We start from the raw sequence: 23,316 nt of genomic DNA on the forward strand, positions 1-23,316 counted from the left end.
CTTGCCTTGGAACTTTTTATATTAATCGAAGTTAGTACTATCCGTCCAGCCCGGATTTTGTGTCAACATGCCACCCGTCAGCACTCGCTCGCTTGCTGGGATAGGCCACAAGTAGTCTCGGTTTTCATCCCAAGTGATGGCGATGTTGCTCAGAGCATGTATATTCCCCGATGTATTGTTAGTAAGTATGATGTCCTTACCGATTTTGAATGCCGCACCTTTGAAATTTCCCTTGGTTGTGGTGTATAGCAACACATCAGCTTTCCCATCTCCGTTCATGTCGTATTCACCTGGACCGGGGAAGTAACAACCTTCGAATTCCTTGGTCAGTTGCTGTCCCTCTTTCCAGCGGAAGATATCCCACAAGCGGAATCCTTCCAATGCAAGCTCCACGGTACGCTCGCGTCTTATCTCCAAAATGACACCGGTGTTTGCACTTCTTGTGACATTCGGATAATATTGCAAGAGCAGGTTGTCAGGATTGGCATTGGCTACTGCCATATTCAAATGAAGCATACCGACTCTATCCCTTATTTTATTGATTGACTTATCCAAATCAGCCTGTGTTAAAGTGCCGAGTTCAGCCTTTGCCTCAGCAAAATTCAGATAAACTTCGGCTGCTCTGAAAAGCGGATAATCCGTGATGGCTTTGAGTGAACCGTCATAGGGCGAAGCATTCACATATTTTATCGGTCGGTAACCTGTTAAAGCACTGAGGTCATTAGCCGTCACCTTCGTTGCCCCCACCTGAATATATCCAGGACAAAGTACGGTCTGTGCCATGCGCGGGTCCCTATTTCGGGTTTCTGCTGCATAGTCCATCGTCTCCCAGCCTACCTGATCCTCGAAACGTGTTCCGTCAGCCATCAAATAATGATTCATAAATCGCTTTGTAAAGCTTTGGCGATAGATGATGATGTTGAAAGGAATGCTGTGGCGCACATTTGCAGTATTGCTGTGTCTTTTTGCCAGTATAATTTCATCACCGACAGCGTCAATGCTATTGAACAACGTCCGATAGGGTTCAACTCCATTGGTGTAAAGCCTATAGCCACTATTATCAATGAATTGCTCTCCGGCGGCTACAGCCTGTTTTAAATATTTCTCAGCATCGTTCATACCACGGTATTTGCGGAATGTTCCTTCATAGAGAGCCACACGACTCTTCAGTGCCAAAGCTGTCCATTTGGTTACACGCACCTGATCTTTCTTTGTTGGGAGCATTCCAATGGCTTTGTCTAAATCCTGCATCACTGAATCCATGATGATTTCCCTGTCTTGACGTGGCTTAGCGAGCAACTTGTCATCATTAGAGTTCAATACTTGATCATACCATGGAACATCACCATAGCGTTTCACCTTATCAAAATAGAAATAGGCACGGAAGAAATAGGCTACCCCATCATACTGCTTTCTTACATGCTCGTCAGGACATTGATTGGAGTGCTGGAGATAATAGTTGATATCTCTCAAGCGTTCCCAAGTCCATCCGTTTTCGCTTGCGGCACTGCGTTGTCCCATCAGTGTCTCACCCAATTCAGAACTGATATTGTCATCGGCATTCTGTTTGGCAAGGTCATCAACATCGGGAAACAAGCTATAAAAATGGTTTGTCCACAACTCGAGCTGCGGCCCGTTCTTGAAATACGTTTTCGGACTAAGTGTATCTTCTGGAGCCAAATCCAAGTTACAAGAAGAAAAAACGAACAAGCCCAATAAAGTCAGGCTACTGAAAAGATTATTTTTATTCATGATGATACAAGTTTAAAAAGTTATGTCTGCTCCTACAGATATGGATTTAGAGAATCCGTAACCCACACCAGACTTACTTTGGTAGGTAGAAGTACTGTTCACCAGTTCAGGGTCAACAGCCTTTGTATATTTCTTCATCGGTGACCAATAGAACAAGTTCTCACAAGCCACGTAGACTCTTGCCTTCTTTAATATTTTATTATTCTTGATGGGCAAGGTATAACCTATGGAAAGATTCTTGAGCCGCAAATAAGCTGCATTTTGTAAATACCGGTCGTTATACACGTTGAGTGCACCTGCACTGTAGGCTTGGTTACCACGTGGTCGGGGGAAGTATGCGTCGGGGTTAGCCTCCGACCACACTTTACTTTCAAAGTCAGTTGGGATGAAAGAGACTGACGGCAGGGAATAAGGCCCCCAGAAGGTGTAGGCATATTGGGTTGGATACCAATTCTGCTTACCGACACCTTGGAAGAACACCGAGAAGTCAATACCTTCATATTCTGCTCCTAAGCGGAAAGAATAAGAGTATCTTGGCAGATTATTACCGATGATACGCTTGTCACCGGGGTTATTGACCGTTCCAGAGCCCTCCGATATGACATTGTCACCATCTAAATCCAGAAATTTCACGTCGCCGGCACGAAGACGATTGTCTGTTTTTGAGTTATAGACTCTGTTGTTTACCGCTTTGTCGTTTATTCTTGCTTGATATTGGGCGGCTTCCTCGTCAGACTTAAACAATCCGCCAACTTTATAGCCCCACATGTCACCTAACGTCATGCCCTCATAATAATCGGATATAAGTTTGTTGGGATTGTCAAACTTAGTAATCGTAGACTTATAGTCGCCTATGGTTGCCGATACATGATAACGCAAAGGCTTTCCTGCAACCTTAAACTGATCGTTCCAGCCCACATATAACTCCCAGCCATTCGTACGCAGATCTGCACAATTGGCTTTTGGAGCCTCTGCGCCGAAGACAGCAGGTAAGGTCAATGAGTGAGTGAGCATGTTCTTCGTATATCTAATAAAATAGTCTGCTGTAACCGTCAGCCTGTTTCTTAGGAATGACAAATCAGCACCAAGATTATAGGTGGTTATCGTTTCCCATGTCAGACTTGCCGACTTAGGATTTGAGACCTTTGCATAATAAGCTTTATTGAGCCCGTCAAAAGTGTAACTCATAGGATTGTCTGTTGAAATCTCATTAAAGTATGCATAGGTGTCAACCTGTTGGTTTCCGAGACTTCCTAATGAGAATCGTAACTTCGCATTATCCCAGAAACGAAGCAATGGTTCGAAGAATTTCTCATCACTCACTCTCCAGCCAAACGAAGCTGAGGGGAAAAAACCCCATCTGTCATGGCTTGCAAAACGAGATGTCCCGTCCCAACGGCCACTTGCTTCAACGAGGTATTTACCCATATAATCGTAATTGACACGGCCGAAATAACCGAGCGTACGGAACGCATTGATATCCTGACCTGTTGTCGTTTCTCCCGTGGCAATGCTCATGGAAGCCAATTCCTTGCTTAACAAGTCATTCTTGGTGACAGAAAGCTCGTTGCTGCGATAATCCTCATACTGCATACCGCCAACGGCTTTGAAGTTGTGTCGTTTGTCCCATGTGTGTTGATAGGTCCCGTATATGTTAAGGTTATGGTCGCGGATATTGACGTGGGTTTCTTGATAATAGTCTTTTATCGTTCCAGACGTGAAAGTCTGCATGACCCCTTCCTGTCGTGAATATTCAAAAGGCATGTCACGATAGCTGCGCACACGGTTGCGGTCTTTATAGGCATATGAGAACGTGAATATCAATTCCTTGTTCACTTCCAAATCCAACTGGTTGGTAAGCACCAAGTCTTTGTTTGTACGCCGGTTCCTCGCTTCGTTTGCGGTCAGGAAACCGGCATGGCCCCCACCAAGGGGCGAATTGCCTGTCATCTGATTGATATATTGCACGATCGTCCCGTCAGGATTACGCGGAACAACATTGGGGAACAGATTATAACTGAGGAAATACAGCGTCTGCTGCTCGTCCTTGAAACCTGCATATTTGTATTCAGTCGTATTGAAATTGACATTCCCGGTATAGGTGAACAATTTATTCAGTTTTGCACTGAGCTTTCCACGGAATGAATAGTTGTGGTATTTGTCGTGATATATTTTGAAGATACCATCCTGATCCAGTATTCGTCCGCTTACAAAATAGTTCATTTTGTCATTACCGCCCGTGACGGATACATTGTGTTCGTTCTCCGGCCGGGTTTGACGGAAGAAATAATTGTACCAATCAAAGTTCGCATAATACATATAACGTCCTCGGTTATCCGTCATAACCCATGGCCGATTAGGGTTCTCCGTCTTGTCATTCCTTCGGTCCAGCAACATCTGCATGCCTTCGTCATCATAAGAAAGCCATTGCTTGTTGTTATAAGATTGGTAATATTTATTCACCAAAGACACATAGTCATAACCGTTGCGGATAAAATCGGTCGAGGTGGTGTTTCGTTTCCAGCCTATACGCCCGTTATACATAATGGTGGCTTTTCCTTGCATATCCTTACCTTTCTTGGTTGTGATAAGGATAACGCCCGAACTGGCCTTGGCTCCATAGATGGAAGAGGCAGATGCATCTTTAAGTATGGAGACAGACTCAATATCGTTAGGGTTGATTTGGTTCAAGTTCACTTCCATACCATCTGCCAGTACAAGCGGTGTACCGCCATTGATAGAGGCCACACCACGTATGTCAACGGAATAGTCGGAGTCAAGGGAGCCCGAATTGAAAGTCAGGTTCACAGACGGATCAGCACCTTGCAACGCACCTGCAGATGTGGTGACAGGACGGTTGCCAATGTCGTCAGCGCTGATGGTCGCTACTGCGCCGGTAAGATTGGCACGCTTCTGCGTTCCATATCCCACTACCACCACCTCACTCAAAGCCTTACTGTCTTCCTGAAGAACTATCTTTGCAAGTTTATGGTCCGAGGCTCTCAATGTAACGGGTTGGAAACCGATATAAGATATCGAAACCTCAGCATTCTCGGGAACGTCTGCCAGAACATAGTTGCCATCAAGGTCCGTGATAGCCCCGTTAGTCGTACCTTTGACCATCACGGTGGCACCGATAATGGGGTCGCCGTTGGCATCTGTAATCTTCCCTGAAACCTTTCTTTTGTTGTCGTTTGAAGATTTAGAGCGGCTCTTTGACGTTTTGGGGCGCACTGTCACGTAATTTCCGTCAATCTCATATTCGCAGTCGGCACTCTGCAGAACGAGCTTAAGCAATTCCAAAGCGTCCCCCTCAATCTTTGATACAGAGTGCGTACATGACGTGTCTATCAACGTAGCGTTGTAGACAATACGATACTTTGAGGCTTTCTCGATTTTTTCAAACGCTTGCTTTAATGTCACTTTGTTCGATCCCAGCGAGACCGTCTGGGCATGAACTGTCATGCAACCTGAAAGAAAAGCCCCTGTGACAAGGGCCAAGAGTCTTCGTGTGTTCATAAACTTTGACTTTTGATTGTTGGTTTTCTGTTGTTTTTGGTTTTTATATCTATAAAGACTCCAAAACTAATCGTCACACCCAACGGAAAATAAAAAAATAACAAAATAAATGTCTTGTGTTGATTATTCCTGTGGACATTCGTGTTTTTCTATGTATTTATTTTTCTATATATAATACATAACGGCCACCACGGGAAATTCGCAGTGACCGTTACCGTCTCCATCTACACACGTTTAGTAAACAATGATATTGTCGCCATCAATTTTATATCGGAAATCCGGGAAAATATTATTGATAATTCTTAACACACCCTCGAGCGTCTCTCCACGATTAAAGTGAGCAGTAATACATTGGTTATAATTCTTCTTCGATTGGATTGTAATATTTACGCCATATACATTTGATAATTTCTTCATAGTTTCTGCCAATGTTAAATTATCAATGGTTATCTGTGCCGTCTTCCATGTGGGTTCTATATTTGGCATACCTTTACCCACTTTTATTTCTCCATTCTTGACATTATACAAAAGATTTTCATTCTGGGAAAGTTTATATGACTTGTTTCCCTTTTCTGGATGCAATTCAACACAGCCTGTTTTCACATAAACATAAACTTCATCTGTAGTCATATAAGAGGAGACTCGGAAAGAAGTTCCAATATCAGTGATATCAAAATAAGGAGTAACAACATGAAATGGTTTGCTACTACTGTGATGGATATCAAAGAATGCTTCTCCATTAAGGTAAACTCTACGTTCATTACCTGTAAAAGACGAGGGATATTGGATCACAGTTCCTCCGTTCATATTCACCTTTGTACCATCTGGCAACACCACAGCTTTATTCTCGCCTTTTCGTGTATATTGATATAATAGGGTCAGATGATCAACCTGTTTTGTGCTATTGATAACATAAAATTCAGCTACACCCATAAGCATAATAAGGGGGATAAGCACTGCAGCCTTTTTCAGCCAACTTCTATACCATGGGATAAGAAATTTTCTTTCTGTACAGTTCTCCACTTCTATCTCATTCCACAGCTGCTGATAGGTTTCGGTTGCCATTTCACAGTCTTTTGTTGTAGACAACCGCTTCAAAACCTTTTCCCGAGTTTCAGGACTTACATCATGATGAGCGTAATATTCTATAATTTTTTTTATTGTATCTGTCATATAAAACTTCTATAATTAATCACTTTCTGCAAACCACCCTTCATCACTATAAAAGACATAAATACGGGGCGTCACCCCCAAAGCGATATAATAAATAATAGCAATAACAATGCTTTTTTAATATCTTTTAGTGCAAGATTCAGATGATTCTCTACCGTTTTTTTCTGTAAGCCAAGTTTAATGGCTATTTCATCATTCTTCAAATATTGCTCCCTACTCATCCTATAAACAGCTTGCCTTTGTTCTGGCATGTTCTCTACCACCATATCTATTAACAATTGAATATCACTGACAATTAACTTCTCGTGAGGAGTTACAGCATCTACATGCTCTGGAATTTCATCTGATTCTACATTTTTCTTTGTGGAAATGTAATCTATAATTGTATTTTTTGAAAGTATGAAAAGATAACTATCTAAATTCGATATTCCTATAAAATCTTCTCGTTTCAACCACACTTTCATAAAGATAATTTGACAAACATCGTCCGCATCTTGTTTATTTTTTAGCAGCATGAGTGCAAATTGATGAATTTTAGGAAAGAAAATTCTGTACAACGCACCGAACATGCGAGCATCACCCGCTGCTAACTTCCTGATTTCTTTCTGATTAAAATTCATGTATTCCTATCTGAAATAATTTTCTTTTTCTCATGACAAAAATACCTAAATTTAGTTTATTCACCAAAGAAATAAAACTTTTTCTTGAATAAAATGTAGATATAGACCACAACAAAACAAACAAAAGAGACGAAGAAACATCTTCCACAAGGTATTCACATCAATCAACCGCTATCGTTTTACACACTAAAAGAATAGAGATTACACCGTAACGGAATAGTAGTCAGGCACTAACAAAATAGTAGTTAGACACTAACAGAATAACGATTGCGCCCCCCAAAAAGAGACGATAGGATGGCATACTTTTTAATAGTAAAATAAGATTAACGACAAGCAATATCGGCGACGGCGCTTTTTTCTACTTCTTTTTCTTCGTCTTTTTCTTTATTCTTGTTCTAGTTCTTGTTCTTAGGAAAGCTAACCTGTTGATTATCAAGCGTCTCATTTGTTAATTATATTTAAACACCGATTATTTACTTTCCATTTAACAAATATTTAAAGAAAATTGAGTCTGTAGGATAAACGATTTACAGCATACTGACACTAACTTTTTTATGTGTAAAACAGAATAGCCTTTTCAACCGAGAAACCATTCAACAAAAGTAACGAATACAAAGAATGGAAACTACTTTTCAAATGGTTTTGTATGCTATCTGCCACTTTTTTATATACCTTTGCATAAAATATATCGGTAACGGCACTATCTATGGGCATTATTAAATTTATCAAGCAGTGGACGCTGTTGTGTGCCATCGTCTTCGGAAGCATTGTCTATTTGGTTTTCACCCACATTGCCGTGCTTACTCCCTTTGGCGACTACATAGGGCCAAAGCTTGTGACGTTGTTGCCTGTCAATATCTTCTTGATGCTTTATATCACGTTTTGCAAGATACAGATGGACGACCTCACACCCCGCAAATGGCATTTTATCCTGCAAGGCATACGTACGCTTTTGGCTGCATTGAGTGTCGTTGCGGCCAACCTCTGCACTGATTCAACCTACAAACTCATCTGGGAAGGCGTATTTATCTGTGTCATCTGCCCCACTGCCGCGGCTGCTCCTGTGATTGTAGATAAGCTTGGAGGCAGCATTGCATCACTGACAGTGTATCTTCTCATAGCCAATGGCTTCACATCAATCATCATCCCTTTGTTCTTTCCACTCATGGAGAAAGGGGCCGACATCACTTTTGCCATGGCCGCATGGATGGTGCTCAAGCGTGTGTTGACGGTGCTTGTAATTCCATTAGGCTTGGCTTTGTGCTCGCGAAAGTTCCTCCCCAATTTCGTTGCGTGGCTGAAAACAAAGCGCAACATCGCTTTCTATCTCTGGAGTTTCAACCTCTCTATCATCATGGGACTTGCCATGCAGAACATCATGAATGCCCCCGTTTCGGGCTGGGTGCTCGTAACTTTGTGCATCATTCCGCTTCTGTTGGCCATCTTCCAGTTCTCTATGGGCAAACTTGTTGGTTATCGTTATGGCGACAGCATTGGTGCAGGACAGGCCTTGGGGCAGAAAAATACGGTGGTTGGAATATGGCTCACACTCTCGTTTCTCAATCCCTATGCAGCCATTGCCCCCTGTGTCTACGTGATTTGGCAGAACATCATCAACGCAGTTCAGCTGTGGTATAAAGACAAATATGGCTATCTGAAATGGTAACTACCTGCTATAGCATTCACTATATGACAAAACTGACAGTTCAAGAAGAATGAAAAATTGGTATAGTTTTTGCATTTATATCGCGAAAGAGTTATTTTACCACATCAAAAATCAAATCAAAACTAGGTTAGAAAGAAATGGAAATCATTAAGGATAAAAAGTTTGGAGGCGAGCGTCCTCTCTTTGGAATGAAGGACGTGCGCTTGGAGAATATCACAATCACCGATGGCGAATCGGGCATCAAATGCTGTCAGAATATAGAATGTGAAGGTTCAAAATTCTATGGCAAATACCCTTGGTGGCATGTTGACAAGAGCCTCATCACCAACTGTTATTTTGCTCCGGAGAGTCGCTCGGCCATCTGGTACAGCAGCAATATGACGATGAAAGACTCGGTGATTGACGGGCCGAAGTTCTTCCGCGAAATGGAAAATCTGGAATTGGAGAACGTGAAAATCACTGATGCTGACGAGACTTTCTGGAAAGTTAACGGTCTGAAACTGACGAATGTCGAATTGCACGACGGCACTTATCCTTTTATGTTTTCTCAAAACATCTATGTAGACGGCCTCACAAGCGATTCAAAATATGTGTTCCAATATTGCAGGAACGTGGAAGTGCATCATGCCAAAATCACCACAAAAGACAGCTTTTGGGAGTGCGAAAACGTCACTGTGTACGACTCCGAGCTTGATGGTGAATACTTAGCTTGGCATTCCAAGAACGTGAAACTCGTGCGCTGCCACATCAGTGGTGAGCAACCGCTCTGCTATCTTGATGGTATTACTCTGGAAGACTGTACCTTTGACGCTGCCTGCGACCGTACCTTTGAAGACAGTCGCAACATCAATGCCACAATCAAAGGGGCAATTTCCGAAATCAAGAACCCTGTCAGCGGACGTATTGTGGCTGATGAAATCGGGAAAATCACTTATAATGAATTTGCGAAAGGCAGAGACTGCGTGATTGAAACAACTAAATAAACAGCAATGGGAAAATATAATTTTGACGAGATTGTAGAGCGTCGGGGCACTAACTCCTATAAGTGGGACCTGCCAAAAAGAGAAGACATCATTCCCATGTGGGTGGCCGACATGGACTTCAAGACTGCTCCCTGCATCATTGAAGCACTGAAGAAGCGTGTAGAACATGGCGTTTTTGGCTATAATTTCGTACCCGACAGCTACTATGATGCTGTCATCAATTGGTTCGACCACCGTCATCAATGGCATATCCGGCGTGAGGATATCCTCTACACTTCGGGTGTTGTGCCTGCCATTTCGTGTTCATTGAAAGCCATGACGATGCCAGGCGACAAGGTGTTGATACAGACTCCCGTCTACAACTGTTTCTTCTCTTCTATCAAAAACAACGGTTGTGAGGTCTTGGAAAATCCACTTCGCAGACAAGGTGACAGCTACGTGATTGATTTCGAAGACTTCGAGCGCAAGTGTGCCGATGAGAAAACCACCGTATTCCTGCTCTGCAATCCTCATAATCCCTCTGGACGCGTGTGGACAAAAGAAGAACTTGAACGCATGAACGACATTTGCCTGAAGCATGGCGTGAAGGTTATTGCCGATGAAATCCATTGTGAGCTTACCATGCCCGGCTACACCTACCAGCCCTTTGCAGCCGTAAGCGATGCATGCAGGGACAACAGTGTGGTGCTCAACTCTCCCTCTAAAGCCTTCAATATTGCCGGTCTGCAAATCGCAAACATCGTTTGTCATCAACCCGAAAGACGGCAGCGCATCAACAGAGCACTTAACATCAACGAGGTATGCGATGTCAATGCATTTGGAATAATAGCCCTGCAAGAGGCTTACAACAATGGTGGCGAATGGCTTGACGAACTCAAACAGTATCTCTATGAGAACTATGTGGCGCTCAAGGAATTCTTTGCAGAGTATCTTCCCAAACTCGAAGTATGCCGTCTTGAAGGCACTTATCTTGCATGGGTCGACCTGTCACGCATCGAACTTACTGCCGACGAAGCGACTCATGACCTCTTGGAGCATGCGAAAGTATTGGTCAACAGTGGCACCATGTATGGTCAGAAAGACGGTTTCTGCTATCTCCGCATCAACCTTGCATGCCCACGTGCCACGCTCATGGAGGGTTTGAAGCGCATCGGAAGAGAACTTAGTCCGTATATGGTTGACGAGGCACAAGGGTGCCCGATGTAGAAGTTACATCATACCAAGCCATTACATATATGGTGGCTTGTAATAAAAACTATTTCTTTATAGGGCAGGGGAGCCTCCTTTCGTTTGGTAACTCTGTCCTATAAACAATGAAACAGCGTTGCTGTTTTCTATTTATAAACAAAGTACTATAAATAACACACTCGCTTATATCTCCTCCCCTACCAACGAATTTACCTTGATTTTCTTTTCTTTCCCCAAACGTTCTTTCGCTTTTTTAACCCTCAGACATGTTGCACTTCATGGCAAAACATTGTATCTTTGTCATGTAAAATCAAAATCATCTGCACATGGAAATCAGACAAAAGCATAGAAACAACCTTATGAAACCCATTCATTTGTTCCTTTTGAGAATGACAAGGAGCATCGTCACTTTACTTTTTTTACTGGCACTTTTGCCTGCATCTGCCCAGCGCGTTGCCATTCATCAGCTCCGCAATGGCATGACCGTGTGGCTCAATCCTGACTCCACGGAGTCGAAATTCATCGGATATGTGGTCGTGAAAGCAGGGGCACGCGACTGCCCAAACACTGGAATTGCCCACTATTTCGAACACATCATGTTCAAGGGAACCCGGCAAATCGGCACCACAGACTATGCCCATGAAAAGCCATTGCTCGATGAAATCAGTAGGCAGTACAACCTTCTCTCGCAGACCACTGACCCCAAACAGCGCACAACCATACAGCTGCAAATCAACAAGCTCAACCAACAGGCTGCCCGCTATGCCATTCCCAACGAGTTTTCAAAACTGCTGACCCGCTATGGCGGCACAGGCATCAATGCCTACACCGACCTCGATGAAACCGTGTATCACAGTGAATGTGCTCCACAATACATCGCCCAATGGTGCCAACTGAACAGCGACCGCTTCATCAACCCAGTCTTCCGCCTCTTTCAGGGCGAACTCGAAACCGTCTATGAAGAGAAAAACCGCGCTGAAGACAACTTCGGCATGCAACTCATGGAGCATCTCCAAGAAATGGTGTTCAAGGGCAGCAACTATGAATATCCAGTGATTGGAAGCACTGAAAACCTGAAAAATCCACGGCTTTCTGACATGGAGGCATTTTATCAGAAATATTATGTGGCCAACAACATGGCCCTGATTCTCTGTGGAAACTTCAAGGAAAAAGACATCATTCCCCTATTGGAAAAAACCTTCGGGCGCATCCGAAGCGGAGAAACTCCCATGCGCGAACCTATCAACTTAGCTGATTTCAATCCCAATCGGACACTGAAAATCAAGATACCTTTTCCTCTGATCAAGGCTTCAGCCCTCGTGTTCCGCGGGCCAACCCCACGTGACCGTGACTACACCGCCATGCAGATTGCCATGCATCTGTTGTCAAACAGCAATAACAGCGGACTCATTGACTCGCTTTCAAGTCATCATCATGTGATGTACAGCATGGCTGCAGGTGCCGACATGTTCATGACACGCGAGGTTGGTCTGTTAGGAGTGGCTGCCGTTCCCAACCTCCCCTTCGGTTCGAAACGCAAGGCAGAACACCTCTTGTGGCAACAGATCAACAAACTCAAAAGCGGAGAATTCTCTGCAGAAAGTCTTGAAGCGGCCAAGACCGAATATCTTAAACAAGAGAAACTAAAGTTGGAAAACATCAACAGCCGCATCTCACTGATGGCCGGCTGCTATGCAAGGGGCATAGACTGGAACGACTACATCCGACAGATTTCAACGCTTCCGCAGCTGCAGAAAGCCGACATCATGGCAGCCTGTCAGCACTATTTCGGCAACCACTACCTGCTTTTTCACAAGAAATTCGGCAAATATAAAAAGGATAAAATCAGCAAACCACCCTATGCTCCGGTGCAGACGGACAACCAGAACCGCCAGTCTGACTATGCCGTTCAATTGGCCAAGACATCTACGCCCACCCTTATTCCGCAGTTTATCACACTCGGCAAGGAGGTCACGACACGGCATCTCGGACCACAAGCCGACCTCTATACGACCGCCAATCCACAGAATAACATCTTCCGATTGACGCTTAGCTGGCACCAGATACAGGCGAAGAAGCCTATCCACACCATGTCGGATTTGTTTGATTATTTAGGCACATCGACCCTCAGCAAGCAGGCTTTTGCCAAACAGCTGCAGGCACTTGGCACCACGCTCAGTGGCAATTATGCGCTCGGAGGCATGAGCATTCAACTCTCAGGTTTCGATAACAACCTCGCACCTTCAATCCGTTTGCTCACCGATCTGCTTCAACATCCGAAGACCGACAAGAAGTTTATCGCTACCATGAAGAAGGATGCACGCCTTGGCGACAAGTTCTTCGGCAAGGACATGGAGGCTATTCACGAAGCCGTGTTGGACAAAATAGCTATGGGCGACAAGGCTTTTGAACTGCAGAACATGCCGACAAGCGAACTGAAAAGACTGCAAGTGGCCGACATCGAAGGTCTCTTCAAGGCTGCACAGAGAGGGAAACTGACCGTCAGCTACAGCGGGAACATCGCTGCCGACAGCCTTGCCAACCCGCTGAAACCTGTCACCGAGGACGAAAACCGACAGGACTACAAAGGCTATGACTACGAAGTAAAACGCCCGGAAAAGCCCACTATCTACCTTTATGACAAGGCAGATGCACGGCAGGCTATCGTGGGCACTTACACCGTTCTGCCCCCTCTCGACACCGAAGAAAAGGAAGCTCTGTTCACCATCTGGCGAAACTATTTCAGCAACGGCAGCCTCAACAGTGTGCTTTTTCGTGAGTTGCGCGATCTCCGTTCCTTGGTCTACACCTGCGGAGGCAGAGCCTATACCCAATGGTTCAAAGCCAAGAAGAATCGTCCCATCGGTTACTTCACCACGGCAGGAACACAGACCGACAAGGCTCTGACCACCCTTTCGCTCATCGACAGCCTGCTGACCGACATGCCCATTGACGCACACGACCTGCAGAACGCACGGCAATCGGCCATGAACAACATCAATAATTCGCGCCCCACATTTCGCAACCAACCGGGCTATATGGCAGAAGCCGTGCTCGAAGGCTACACCGAAGATCCCAACAAGGCACGCGCAGCAGCCATCAGCCAAACGACCAATGCGCAGGTCATAACCTACTATCGTCAGCACATTCAGCATGCTCCCCGCTCCTATTTCGTCATCGGCAATCTCAAAGCTATCGACCGAAAGGCCCTCGAACGCTATGGAAAGGTCGTAGTGGAATTTAAGAAAGACGACATTCACAGATAAGAATGCAAATACATCAAATCCGACTTCGCAACCAACAACTGGTGGACCAACGCTTTCAAAAGCCCGAAAACGTTGTGGAATGGCTGGGAGCTGTTCAGGCACAACAGCTCGAAATGGCTAAACTGGCCATTGCCCTACGCACGAAGAACGGCACACTCGACCAAGTAAACAAAGCCATAGACCAAGGTAAAATCGTGCGCACTCATGTGCTTCGACCCACATGGCATATCGTCAGCGCACATGACATCAGGTGGATGCTCCAGCTTTCCTACCGCAAACTTAAACAGGCATACCGCACATTGGAAAAGGCATCCGGACTGATATCTGAAGGACAAACATGGACAAAACACCTCGACAAGCTTGCCCAACTGCTGTACGGTCAACACCTGACACGACCGCAAATCACAGATTATTTCAAGCAGGAAATGGGCAACCTCCACCCGCATTTCATGACAACCCTCCTGCAAGAAGCCGAGATTGAAGGGATTGTTTGCAGCGGGAAACAGCAGAACGGGCAGCACACCTACACGCTAATGGACGACTGGATACCCCAACAGGCGTTGCCTTCTCATGAAGAAGCACTAGTACTGTTGGCTCGAAAATACTTTCAAAGTCATGGTCCGGCACGTTTCAATGACTTCTTGTGGTGGTCGGGATTGACGATAACAGAGGCACGAAAGGCTATCCACCTTGCAGGCAATGAACTGCAAAGACAAACGCTACCCAACGACGAATTCTATATGACAGCGCATGAAACCGATAGGAAAGTCACCAATAAGCAGCTGCTTCTGCTGCCTTCTTACGACGAATATATCATTGCCTATAACAACCGCAACGATGTGATTCTACCCGAAGATGCGCCAAAAGCCTTTACCAAAAATGGCATATTCTTTCCCCTCATCCTTGAAAACGGCAGAGCCATCGGCAACTGGAAACTTGAAAACAAAAAGGCTATCTCACCCACATGTAGCTTTTTCGGCGCAGAACAACAACCCGATTCCAACCGTCTTTCACAAGCCATTGCCCAGTTTCAGCAACACTTTGCCACCAACAAGCTTTAAGACAAGGAGCATGGCCTCGGCTGATCACGGAATGAATTCTCACAAACAATACAACAACATAAAACCAACAACATGATAGAAAACGAAGTTATCAAAGCTATTCGCGAGCGCAGAAGCATCCGCCGCTTCACAAATGAACAGATTACCGACGAAGAACTGCAGACCATTCTCGAAGCAGGAACATGGGCAGCAACAGGAAAAGGGCTGCAAGATCCATGGATTGTAGCCGTGCAGAACGAGCACCAATGCCGGCAACTGCGCGAGATGAATGCAGCAATAATGGGCGTAACGTCCGACCCCTACTATGGTGCACCGACCCTTATCTTCGTTTTTGCCTCACAGGATTGGTTCAACAACACGCGCGACGGCAGCTTAGTGCTCGGCAACATGATGCTTGCAGCCCATGCCATTGGCCTTGGCAGCTGCTGGATTAACCGTGAGGAACAGATGTTTGCAACCGCTGAAGGCGGGCAACTCATGCACGAATGGGGACTCCCCGAGGGGCTGATGGGCATCGGTGCACTGTCTGTAGGCTATCCTGCTTCATGTCCGAAAACCGTGAAAGCAAGGAAGAAAGACTATTATCGCGTGATTAAATAAAGCACGATGCATAATTCATAATGCATCATGAGGACGTGAAAAGTATAATCTAAAGAAGCATTGTGCGTGTGAAGACCGGCGCTTAGCCAGATTGTCGAAACAGAAAAAGCAGCATGGCTGAACACTGCATGCAACACAGGGACAGACAAAGCAAAAGACAATCTTGTGCCCGTCAGTTTCTCATTTGCGTCAGATCAGCGCGCAATCTGCATCAAGTCATCGTGCAATCTGCGTCAGATTACATCGCAATCTGCGTCAAGTCACAGGCTCATTTGACGCTGATTGCAAAGCGCTTTAATAGGGATTGATAATGAAGTCATTCAGAGGCATGATTTGATGCCGCTTGAATGAAGAAAAGACACATTATCCGCAGTCGTCAAACCTCATTGGAGTTGCAAAGTCTGCAGGGCTGCGAAATGAACGGACACACCTTTGGACACAACGGAAAAGAGCGTATGAAGAAACTGATGATGAGACTTCTCAAATGCGTATTGGGTACGTTTGTACTCCTCGTTTTTTACTTTGCGCTCAGCAATATATGGAAAGGCGAGGACTGGATAGGCACTTATTATGGCATCAAACTGAACTCACAATACACCCTGTGGACGACAGATCCGCAGGGCAATCATTATAGTATTCAAGACAATAAAGCCTTTGAGGAAATGCCTTCAGAGGTAGACTCCGTGCAGGTGGCAGGCAACTACGTGCTCGGACATAGCAAGAAAGGTTACTTTCTGATAGACATGAAGACGCAAAAATTAGTCTACTATGCCGCAAAGCCCATGATAAAGCCCTGGAACGACACGGTGAGACTGATGTCTCCCCACACCTATTATCAGCAACATAACCGCCATATAGACATCATCTGCATGTTGCTGTTCCTCTTTTCTGCAGTGCTTCTATGTTGGCGGATATGGTGACCTGCGGCTTTTCTTCAAGACTTTGAAGCGCCTTTCAGCTCGGGATATTGAATTCGTGTGTGGTAAATGGCCATCAGGCGGGCAATGATAAGCTGCTTGGCCAGGGAGATATCGCGGAACGTGATAGGACATTCGGTGAAGAAACCATCGGCCACCTGCCCGTCGATGAGCTTATTGACAAGCTGGCTGATGCTCTCCTCGGTATATTCATTCAGTGAGCGAGAGGCTGCTTCAACCGTGTCGGCCATCATCAGAATAGCCTGTTCGCGCGTGAAAGGATTAGGCCCGGGATAGGTGAACTTCTCCATGTCAATATCCTCATCGGGGTGTTCGTTCTTATATTTGATGTAGAAATATTTGGTGACTCCACGCCCGTGATGCGTCAGAATGAAGTCCTTGATGATGGTTGGCAGGTTGTATTTCTCTGCCATTTTCACGCCTTCAGTCACATGACTGATGATAATCTTCGCACTATCTTCATAACTCATGTGGTCATGGGGGTTCACTCCGGCTTGATTTTCGGTGAAGAATACAGGGTTGGTCATCTTACCTATGTCGTGATAAAGGGCGCCCGTACGCACCAACAAGCTGTTGGCACCGATGCGGTTGGCTATCTCTGAAGCTAAGTTTCCAACGGTGATAGAGTGTTGGAAGGTGCCCGGAGCAATCTCACTCAAGTCGCGCAGCAGGCCTCTGTTGGTATTTGAGAGTTCGATGAGCGTCACATTGGAGACGAAACCAAAGGCTTTTTCGATGAGATACATCAGCGGATAAGACAACAACAGCAACACACCATTGACCAGGAAGTACACATACATGTCGCGATCCAATTTCAGAAGGTCATTGCTTTGAAGCAGTTGGAGCGAGATATAGACAAGAATGCTGCCCACAGTGACCAACAGACTCGTCTTGAACACCTGTGCACGACTGGAGAGTTCGCGCAGAGAGTAGATAGCAATCAAGCCTGAAACGAGCTGAATGATAATGAATTCATACTGATATCTGACTGTTGCGGCACAGATAAGTATCATCACTGCATGGGTGATAAAGGCCGTGCGGGAGTCCATAAACACACGCACGAAGATAGGAACCAGCGTGAACGGAAGCACATAGACACTGAAAATGCTGTGGCTCATCATGAGAGAAACCAATATTGGAAAGATGAACACCATGGCATAGAGCATCAGGATGCTGCGCGGTTTAAGGAAATAGTCATCGCGGAAAAGTGCCAGATAAATCGTGAACAGCGTCACGAGAATGGTTACAAAGAGTATCTGTCCGATGAGTGTATTCGTGATTTCAGCCTCTGTTGCATTACGTCTTTGCATCTCACGCTCAAAGGAACTCAGCACACGATAAGTATAATCATTGACGATTTCGCCACGGTCAATCACCTTCTGACCGCTCATCACCATGCCACTGGCAAGCGGGATACTTCCTAAGAGATCGGATTTTTCGGCATCACAACGCTTCTTGTCGTAGCTGAGATTAGGTGCAATATAGTCTGTCAGATTGCAGCGTTGCAGAATGGAACGATAGGGGACGAGTGCCGGATCAAGGAGAATTGTCTCATAGGCCGACATCGTTGAATAGAGCATGTTGACTTTCGTGCTCTTTGCCTCCTTGCCACTCACCACGCGAATCATATTGCTTGAGTCGGCCACCAAATCGTTATATTCGGGCGTAGACATGATACCCGTGCGATAAAGCTGATGCAAACGCTCGGCAATCCGGTGCACACTGCCCGACGGCATGCCTTCAATGCCGACACTGAAATCATGATAAAACTGCTTGATTTCGCTCTTTTCGAGCTTGGCATCATAGTTATAATAAGGCTGAAACGACTTGAGTGCCGAGTCTTGTTCAGCCTTCACAGCTTCATCCGTCTTATAGACGGGGAAGTCAAACTTAGCAATAAACGAGCCATACATCCATGGTTTTCCGATGTCATAACGTAGCTGCACACCCCTGTTTCGCGGCATGAAAAACACGATAAGAGCCACCGTGACCAAGATTAATGTAAAGCGTATAGCCACGTTACGCCAGTAGATACTTTTGTATCTCTCAAAGAATGCCATACTGTTTGATTTATTGTTTACTACGCGAAAATACTAAAAAAATATTCAAAACTGAAAAAAATATATTAATTTTGCACGAAAATATTGTCTCAAGATATGTCAGAAAGAAAAGTAAGAGTGCGCTTTGCACCCAGTCCTACAGGTCCCTTGCATATCGGCGGTGTACGAACTGCCCTGTATAATTACCTTTTTGCACGCCAGCATGGAGGCGAATTGGTATTCAGAATAGAAGATACCGACTCTCATCGCTTTGTTCCCGGTGCCGAAGAATATATCATAGAGTCATTCCGTTGGCTTGGAATAAAGTTTGATGAAGGTGTCAGTTTCGGTGGAAGTCATGGCCCTTACCGTCAGAGTGAACGTCGTGAAATCTACAAAAAGTATGTAGGACAGCTTCTTGATGCAGGCAAAGCTTACATTGCTTTCGATACTCCCGAGGAATTGGAAGCCAAGCGTAACGAAATCAAGAACTTCCAATATGATGCTCATACGCGTCTCCAAATGCGTAATTCACTGACCCTTTCCAAGGCAGAAGTGGATCAGTTGATTGCTGACGGCACACAATATACCGTGCGTTTCAAGATTGAACCGGGCGTAGAAGTGCATGTCAACGACATGATTCGCGGTGAGGTTATCGTCAAGAGTGACATTCTCGACGACAAAGTTCTCTACAAGAGCGCCGATGAATTGCCTACCTATCACTTGGCAAACATCGTAGATGACCACCTCATGGAAATCACTCACGTCATCAGAGGCGAGGAATGGTTGCCCAGTGCACCCCTCCATGTGTTGCTGTATCAGGCATTCGACTGGACAGATACTATGCCAAAGTTTGCCCATCTGCCCCTGTTGCTCAAACCGGAAGGCAAAGGAAAGCTGAGCAAACGCGACGGAGACCGACTCGGTTTCCCTGTTTTTCCATTGGAATGGCATGATCCAAAGACCGGAGAAATATCGTCGGGATACCGTGAAAGCGGTTATTTCCCCGAGGCAGTAGTCAATTTCTTGGCCCTATTGGGCTGGAACCCAGGCACTGACCAAGAACTTTTCACCCTCGAAGAACTCGTGAAAGCCTTCGACATCAGCAAGTGTTCACTTCACGGAGCGAAGTTCGACTTCCAGAAAGGAATATGGTTCAACCACGAATATATCCTCAAGAAGAGTGATGACGAGATTGCAGCGCTCTTCGCACCTATCGTGGCTAACAACGGCGTTGACGAGCCCATGGAGCGTATCACGCAGGTAGTTCATATGATGAAAGACCGCGTCAACTTCGTGAAAGAACTCTGGGAACTTTGCGCTTTCTTCTTCATTGCACCGTCAGAATATGACGAAAAGACTGTGAAGAAGCGCTGGAAGGAATATTCTGCACAGCAGATGACCGAATTAGCCGACGTGCTTGAAGGCATCGAAGACTTCTCTATCGAAGGTCAAGAGCCTGTAGTGATGAACTGGGTAGAACAGAAAGGCTATAAACTCGGTGATGTAATGAACGCATTCCGATTGACTTTGGTCGGCATTGGCAAGGGTCCCGGCATGTTTGACATCTCTGCTTTCTTAGGCAAGGAAGAGACATTGAAACGCATGCGCAAAGCGATTGAAGTGTTGAAATAAGCGCGTTACAGCAACGACAGACAAAACCTACAGAACATCGTGTACAATATCGTAATCTATCTATACTTGATTGGAGTGGCCATTGCAAGCCTCTTCAACAAGAAAGTCAAGAAGATGTGGGCCGGAGAACGGCAGGCTGTCAAGGTCTTAAAAGAGAAAGTAGACCCTGAAGCCCGCTATATATGGTTTCATGCCGCCTCTTTAGGTGAGTTTGAACAAGGTCGTCCGCTGATTGAACACTTGCGGGAAACACATCCGGAGTATAAGATACTGCTCACATTCTTTTCGCCTTCGGGCTATGAGGTGCGTAAAAACTACGAGGGAGCTGACATCATTTGTTATCTTCCTTTAGACACTATACGCAATGCACGCCGTTTCCTTCGCGCGGTAAAACCCGTGATGGCTTTCTTCATCAAATATGAATTCTGGTACAACTACCTCCATATTCTGCAGCATCGTGGTGTTCCTACCTACAGCGTAAGCAGCATTTTCCGTCCCGATCAGATATTTTTCCAATGGTATGGCAGGCAGTATGGCCGCGTATTGAAATGCTTCACACATTTCTTTGTGCAGAATATGGAGAGCAAAGCACTGTTGGCTAAGTTGGGAATTACCGATGTTGATGTTGTCGGAGACACGCGTTTCGACCGCGTTCTTCAAATCAAGGAGGCCAGCAAACAGCTGCCGATAGTAGAACAGTTCACAGCCCATGCACAGAAAGTTTTTGTGGCAGGCTCGTCATGGTTACCCGATGAAGAGATTTTCATTAAATACTTTGACATTCACAAAGATTGGAAACTCATCATTGCCCCACACGTTATCAGCGATGAACACCTTTCACAAATCTTCGAATTATTGAAAGGACGGCGTGTCGTTCGCTACACTGAGGCCACAGAAGAGAATGTGAAAGATGCCGAAGTACTGATTATCGACTGCTTCGGACTGCTCTCTTCAATCTACCATTACGGTACAGTTTCCTATGTGGGTGGCGGTTTCGGTGTCGGCATTCATAATGTGTTGGAGGCTGCCGTATGGGACATTCCTGTCGTTTTCGGGCCAAACAACAAGCATTTCCAAGAGGCTCAAGGCCTGATGTTGGTTCAGGGAGGCTTTGAAATCAAGGATTATCAGAGTTTCCGCGACCTCATGATGCGCTTTGAAACCGATGCCTCTTTCCTGCAGAATGCGGGAGAAAATGCCGGAGCTTTCGTGAAAAGCAGAGCCGGAGCAACGGCAAAGGTCATGGAAAACGTGTCACTTTAAGACACAGAAGGGCATCCATGGTGACTCTATCACCTCCTATAAAACACAGCTGATGAACCTTAAAAGCAGTTTTTGCATCCTCGTTTTCACCCTCAGCCTTTGCACTTTGGCATGCAGTTCCACTGATATTCAATTCCAAGAAATCAGCAAACAGGAGTTTGATAAGGCCTTCAAGCAGTATCAAACCTATAATCTCATCGCTGACACCAACGCTGTTGACAGCGCAACACGTGTCCGGATGACGCATGAAATCAAGCAACTTTATGGCAAATGGAAGGAGCATATCAATATCTTTCAAGTGGGGAAAATCCATGAAACAAAGGAGTATATGGCGATTGTCGTGGGTGTAACCGGTGAGTTTTTCATCAATCTCTTCGACAAGAGCGTGCAACTTATCCCCATTGACAGTGCCTCTTACAATCGTCTTCCCATGGAATATCACGCCTATTCCAAAGCGGGTCTATGGGCAGGAGAAGACTGGTGGGAAGATGCCGGAGAGCCTCCATTGAATATACTTGTACGGAAACACGAGACAGGCAAACTGAAAACCATTTGCACTGTCAAGGATTCAACACTCTGTTTTCCTCATGCTTGGGAAGCAAAAAGCATTGAAGCGTTGCGACGTTTCATCTTCTGGGGCGCCGACAACACACTCTATCTGATGTGCTACCGATATGATAAAGCGGAGAAACAGCAGCGCCAATCAACCCCAAAAGACAGTCCTCGCCCTTATGTTTACATGAAAATAAAAGTTAACGAGAATACACATGCGTCTGCATCTTGCCCTAAATAAGTCGGCAAAATGCAAACGCACGAAATGAAATCTATAGGGTTACAGCCACAGACTACGCAGCAAGCAGCCCTCTACTTGCTTGGCAATGAATTGGCTTCTGCCTGCCATTTCTTCAGTTCTTTATCCGTCATGCGGCACATATAAGTGAAAAGTGTTCTGAGAGAACCATCAGACTGCACGAAAGGTGACTCGTAATAACAGAGTTGCCGGCTGTTCAACCAATCGCAAGAAAGCAGCGGTTGCGTTTCTCCCTCTCTGTAAACTTCAAACCTTTTGCCGTCAGCCGACAGTCGGGTTGTATAGGCTTTCGTCACTTTTCGGGGGCTTCCACCCAATGCGTTGCTATAAAAATAGGTCGTAACAGAGTCAGCCGTGAAGTAAAGGTCATGGGGACTGATGCCTATCATGTCTTCATAAAAATTGCGATTTGTGATTTTCCCGTTCTCCACAGCATAGCTGACAACGTGTTTCCAGCCATGACCTACAATGAGTTTCTGCCAGAGAGCATCATTCACTTGATAGATAGGAGGCTCTATACATGTAATGGGAGCGTTCTCATCATCATCATTTGAACAGGCCGTCAGACTTATTCCTGCCAACAGGAGCACAAGGCTCCACACTATAAATCCTTTTGTTTTCTTCATGTTATTCTATCATTTTGTTCACAAATATAATGTAAAAAACGATTAATCTTGCCTCGTAACTGAAGTTTTTTTTGAGTTTATTCAAAAAATAATGCAAGGGAGTTCATACATCATAGGGAGACTAACAAGCAGGCTTTACCCGTAAACAGAGTTGTGGTTTTGCTGTTTATCCGCCG

At 45.3% G+C, this 23,316-nt stretch carries 16 protein-coding genes; 10 read left to right on the forward strand and 6 right to left on the reverse strand.

All coding sequences use genetic code 11. The annotated features are described in order from the left end of the window. Positions 1–21 precede the first annotated feature (21 nt). The 4 genes from HMPREF2983_RS01145 to HMPREF2983_RS01160 form a co-directional block, all read right to left on the reverse strand. Entirely contained in the window at positions 22–1,752 is a 1,731-nt protein-coding gene (locus tag HMPREF2983_RS01145; protein ID WP_070665791.1) for a RagB/SusD family nutrient uptake outer membrane protein, read from the reverse strand. A gap of 12 nt (positions 1,753–1,764) precedes the next feature. Next, the gene (locus HMPREF2983_RS01150; RefSeq protein ID WP_070665795.1) at positions 1,765–5,271 is read right to left on the reverse strand and encodes a SusC/RagA family TonB-linked outer membrane protein; all 3,507 of its coding nucleotides are present in this window, start codon (positions 5,269–5,271) and stop codon (positions 1,765–1,767) included. A gap of 234 nt (positions 5,272–5,505) precedes the next feature. Further along, complete coding sequence (locus HMPREF2983_RS01155) at positions 5,506–6,444, reverse strand: FecR family protein (RefSeq protein WP_070665798.1); 939 nt, start codon at positions 6,442–6,444, stop codon at positions 5,506–5,508. A 71-nt stretch (positions 6,445–6,515) separates the two neighbouring features. Beyond that, entirely contained in the window at positions 6,516–7,064 is a 549-nt protein-coding gene (locus HMPREF2983_RS01160; RefSeq protein ID WP_070665801.1) for a sigma-70 family RNA polymerase sigma factor, read from the reverse strand. 706 nt (positions 7,065–7,770) lie between these two features. On the opposite strand from HMPREF2983_RS01160, the gene HMPREF2983_RS01165 reads away from it, so the two are divergent. From HMPREF2983_RS01165 to HMPREF2983_RS01195, 7 genes are all read left to right on the forward strand, one after another. Continuing rightward, on the forward strand, positions 7,771–8,730 hold the full coding sequence (locus HMPREF2983_RS01165; protein WP_070665802.1) for a transporter: 960 nt from the start codon (positions 7,771–7,773) through the stop codon (positions 8,728–8,730). A 137-nt stretch (positions 8,731–8,867) separates the two neighbouring features. Then, a complete protein-coding gene (locus tag HMPREF2983_RS01170; RefSeq protein WP_070665804.1) occupies positions 8,868–9,713 on the forward strand; it encodes a DUF3737 family protein in 846 nt (281 codons plus the stop codon). A gap of 6 nt (positions 9,714–9,719) precedes the next feature. Further along, positions 9,720–10,919, forward strand: coding sequence for a MalY/PatB family protein (locus HMPREF2983_RS01175; RefSeq protein WP_070665806.1), 1,200 nt, complete (start codon positions 9,720–9,722; stop codon positions 10,917–10,919). 308 nt (positions 10,920–11,227) lie between these two features. Beyond that, positions 11,228–14,167: a M16 family metallopeptidase gene (locus HMPREF2983_RS01180; protein ID WP_210400346.1), complete on the forward strand. Its 2,940-nt coding sequence runs from the start codon at positions 11,228–11,230 to the stop codon at positions 14,165–14,167. 2 nt (positions 14,168–14,169) lie between these two features. Beyond that, positions 14,170–15,228 (forward strand): winged helix DNA-binding domain-containing protein, encoded by a 1,059-nt coding sequence (locus HMPREF2983_RS01185; RefSeq protein ID WP_070665809.1) that lies wholly within the window; start codon positions 14,170–14,172, stop codon positions 15,226–15,228. A 72-nt stretch (positions 15,229–15,300) separates the two neighbouring features. Continuing rightward, a complete protein-coding gene (locus tag HMPREF2983_RS01190) occupies positions 15,301–15,828 on the forward strand; it encodes a nitroreductase (RefSeq protein WP_070665811.1) in 528 nt (175 codons plus the stop codon). Between the two features lie 347 nt (positions 15,829–16,175). Further along, positions 16,176–16,748: a hypothetical protein gene (locus tag HMPREF2983_RS01195; protein ID WP_070665814.1), complete on the forward strand. Its 573-nt coding sequence runs from the start codon at positions 16,176–16,178 to the stop codon at positions 16,746–16,748. Between the two features lie 14 nt (positions 16,749–16,762). Here the strand turns inward: HMPREF2983_RS01195 and HMPREF2983_RS01200 are convergent, their stop codons facing one another. Beyond that, positions 16,763–18,826: an HD family phosphohydrolase gene (locus tag HMPREF2983_RS01200; protein WP_004373987.1), complete on the reverse strand. Its 2,064-nt coding sequence runs from the start codon at positions 18,824–18,826 to the stop codon at positions 16,763–16,765. A 96-nt stretch (positions 18,827–18,922) separates the two neighbouring features. Between HMPREF2983_RS01200 and gltX the strand changes: the two genes are divergently transcribed. The 3 genes from gltX to HMPREF2983_RS01215 are packed head-to-tail and all read left to right on the forward strand — an operon-like array spanning position 18,923 to position 22,496. Continuing rightward, positions 18,923–20,440: a glutamate--tRNA ligase gene (gltX, locus tag HMPREF2983_RS01205; protein ID WP_070665817.1), complete on the forward strand. Its 1,518-nt coding sequence runs from the start codon at positions 18,923–18,925 to the stop codon at positions 20,438–20,440. A gap of 39 nt (positions 20,441–20,479) precedes the next feature. Then, a complete protein-coding gene (locus tag HMPREF2983_RS01210) occupies positions 20,480–21,703 on the forward strand; it encodes a 3-deoxy-D-manno-octulosonic acid transferase (RefSeq protein ID WP_070665820.1) in 1,224 nt (407 codons plus the stop codon). 52 nt (positions 21,704–21,755) lie between these two features. Then, complete coding sequence (locus tag HMPREF2983_RS01215; RefSeq protein WP_070665822.1) at positions 21,756–22,496, forward strand: hypothetical protein; 741 nt, start codon at positions 21,756–21,758, stop codon at positions 22,494–22,496. Positions 22,497–22,567: 71 nt separating this feature from the next. On the opposite strand, the gene HMPREF2983_RS01220 is transcribed toward HMPREF2983_RS01215, so the two are convergent. Next, positions 22,568–23,140, reverse strand: a complete 573-nt coding sequence (locus tag HMPREF2983_RS01220) for a hypothetical protein (protein ID WP_070665826.1) — start codon at positions 23,138–23,140, stop codon at positions 22,568–22,570. Between the last annotated feature and the right edge of the window lie 176 nt (positions 23,141–23,316).

The organism is Prevotella sp. HMSC077E09, assembly GCF_001814685.1.
GTDB classification, from domain to species: domain Bacteria; phylum Bacteroidota; class Bacteroidia; order Bacteroidales; family Bacteroidaceae; genus Prevotella; species Prevotella oris.

Excerpts from the sequence above, each read along its gene's own strand:
- HMPREF2983_RS01145 (WP_070665791.1), bottom strand. The coding sequence starts at position 1,752 with ATGAATAAAAATAATCTTTTCAGTAGCCTGACTTTATTGGGCTTGTTC.
- HMPREF2983_RS01150 (WP_070665795.1), bottom strand. The coding sequence starts at position 5,271 with ATGAACACACGAAGACTCTTGGCCCTTGTCACAGGGGCTTTTCTTTCA.
- HMPREF2983_RS01155 (WP_070665798.1), bottom strand. The coding sequence starts at position 6,444 with ATGACAGATACAATAAAAAAAATTATAGAATATTACGCTCATCATGAT.
- HMPREF2983_RS01160 (WP_070665801.1), bottom strand. The coding sequence starts at position 7,064 with ATGAATTTTAATCAGAAAGAAATCAGGAAGTTAGCAGCGGGTGATGCT.
- HMPREF2983_RS01165 (WP_070665802.1), top strand. The coding sequence starts at position 7,771 with ATGGGCATTATTAAATTTATCAAGCAGTGGACGCTGTTGTGTGCCATC.
- HMPREF2983_RS01170 (WP_070665804.1), top strand. The coding sequence starts at position 8,868 with ATGGAAATCATTAAGGATAAAAAGTTTGGAGGCGAGCGTCCTCTCTTT.
- HMPREF2983_RS01175 (WP_070665806.1), top strand. The coding sequence starts at position 9,720 with ATGGGAAAATATAATTTTGACGAGATTGTAGAGCGTCGGGGCACTAAC.
- HMPREF2983_RS01180 (WP_210400346.1), top strand. The coding sequence starts at position 11,228 with ATGGAAATCAGACAAAAGCATAGAAACAACCTTATGAAACCCATTCAT.
- HMPREF2983_RS01185 (WP_070665809.1), top strand. The coding sequence starts at position 14,170 with ATGCAAATACATCAAATCCGACTTCGCAACCAACAACTGGTGGACCAA.
- HMPREF2983_RS01190 (WP_070665811.1), top strand. The coding sequence starts at position 15,301 with ATGATAGAAAACGAAGTTATCAAAGCTATTCGCGAGCGCAGAAGCATC.
- HMPREF2983_RS01195 (WP_070665814.1), top strand. The coding sequence starts at position 16,176 with ATGAAGAAAAGACACATTATCCGCAGTCGTCAAACCTCATTGGAGTTG.
- HMPREF2983_RS01200 (WP_004373987.1), bottom strand. The coding sequence starts at position 18,826 with ATGGCATTCTTTGAGAGATACAAAAGTATCTACTGGCGTAACGTGGCT.
- gltX (WP_070665817.1), top strand. The coding sequence starts at position 18,923 with ATGTCAGAAAGAAAAGTAAGAGTGCGCTTTGCACCCAGTCCTACAGGT.
- HMPREF2983_RS01215 (WP_070665822.1), top strand. The coding sequence starts at position 21,756 with ATGAACCTTAAAAGCAGTTTTTGCATCCTCGTTTTCACCCTCAGCCTT.
- HMPREF2983_RS01220 (WP_070665826.1), bottom strand. The coding sequence starts at position 23,140 with ATGAAGAAAACAAAAGGATTTATAGTGTGGAGCCTTGTGCTCCTGTTG.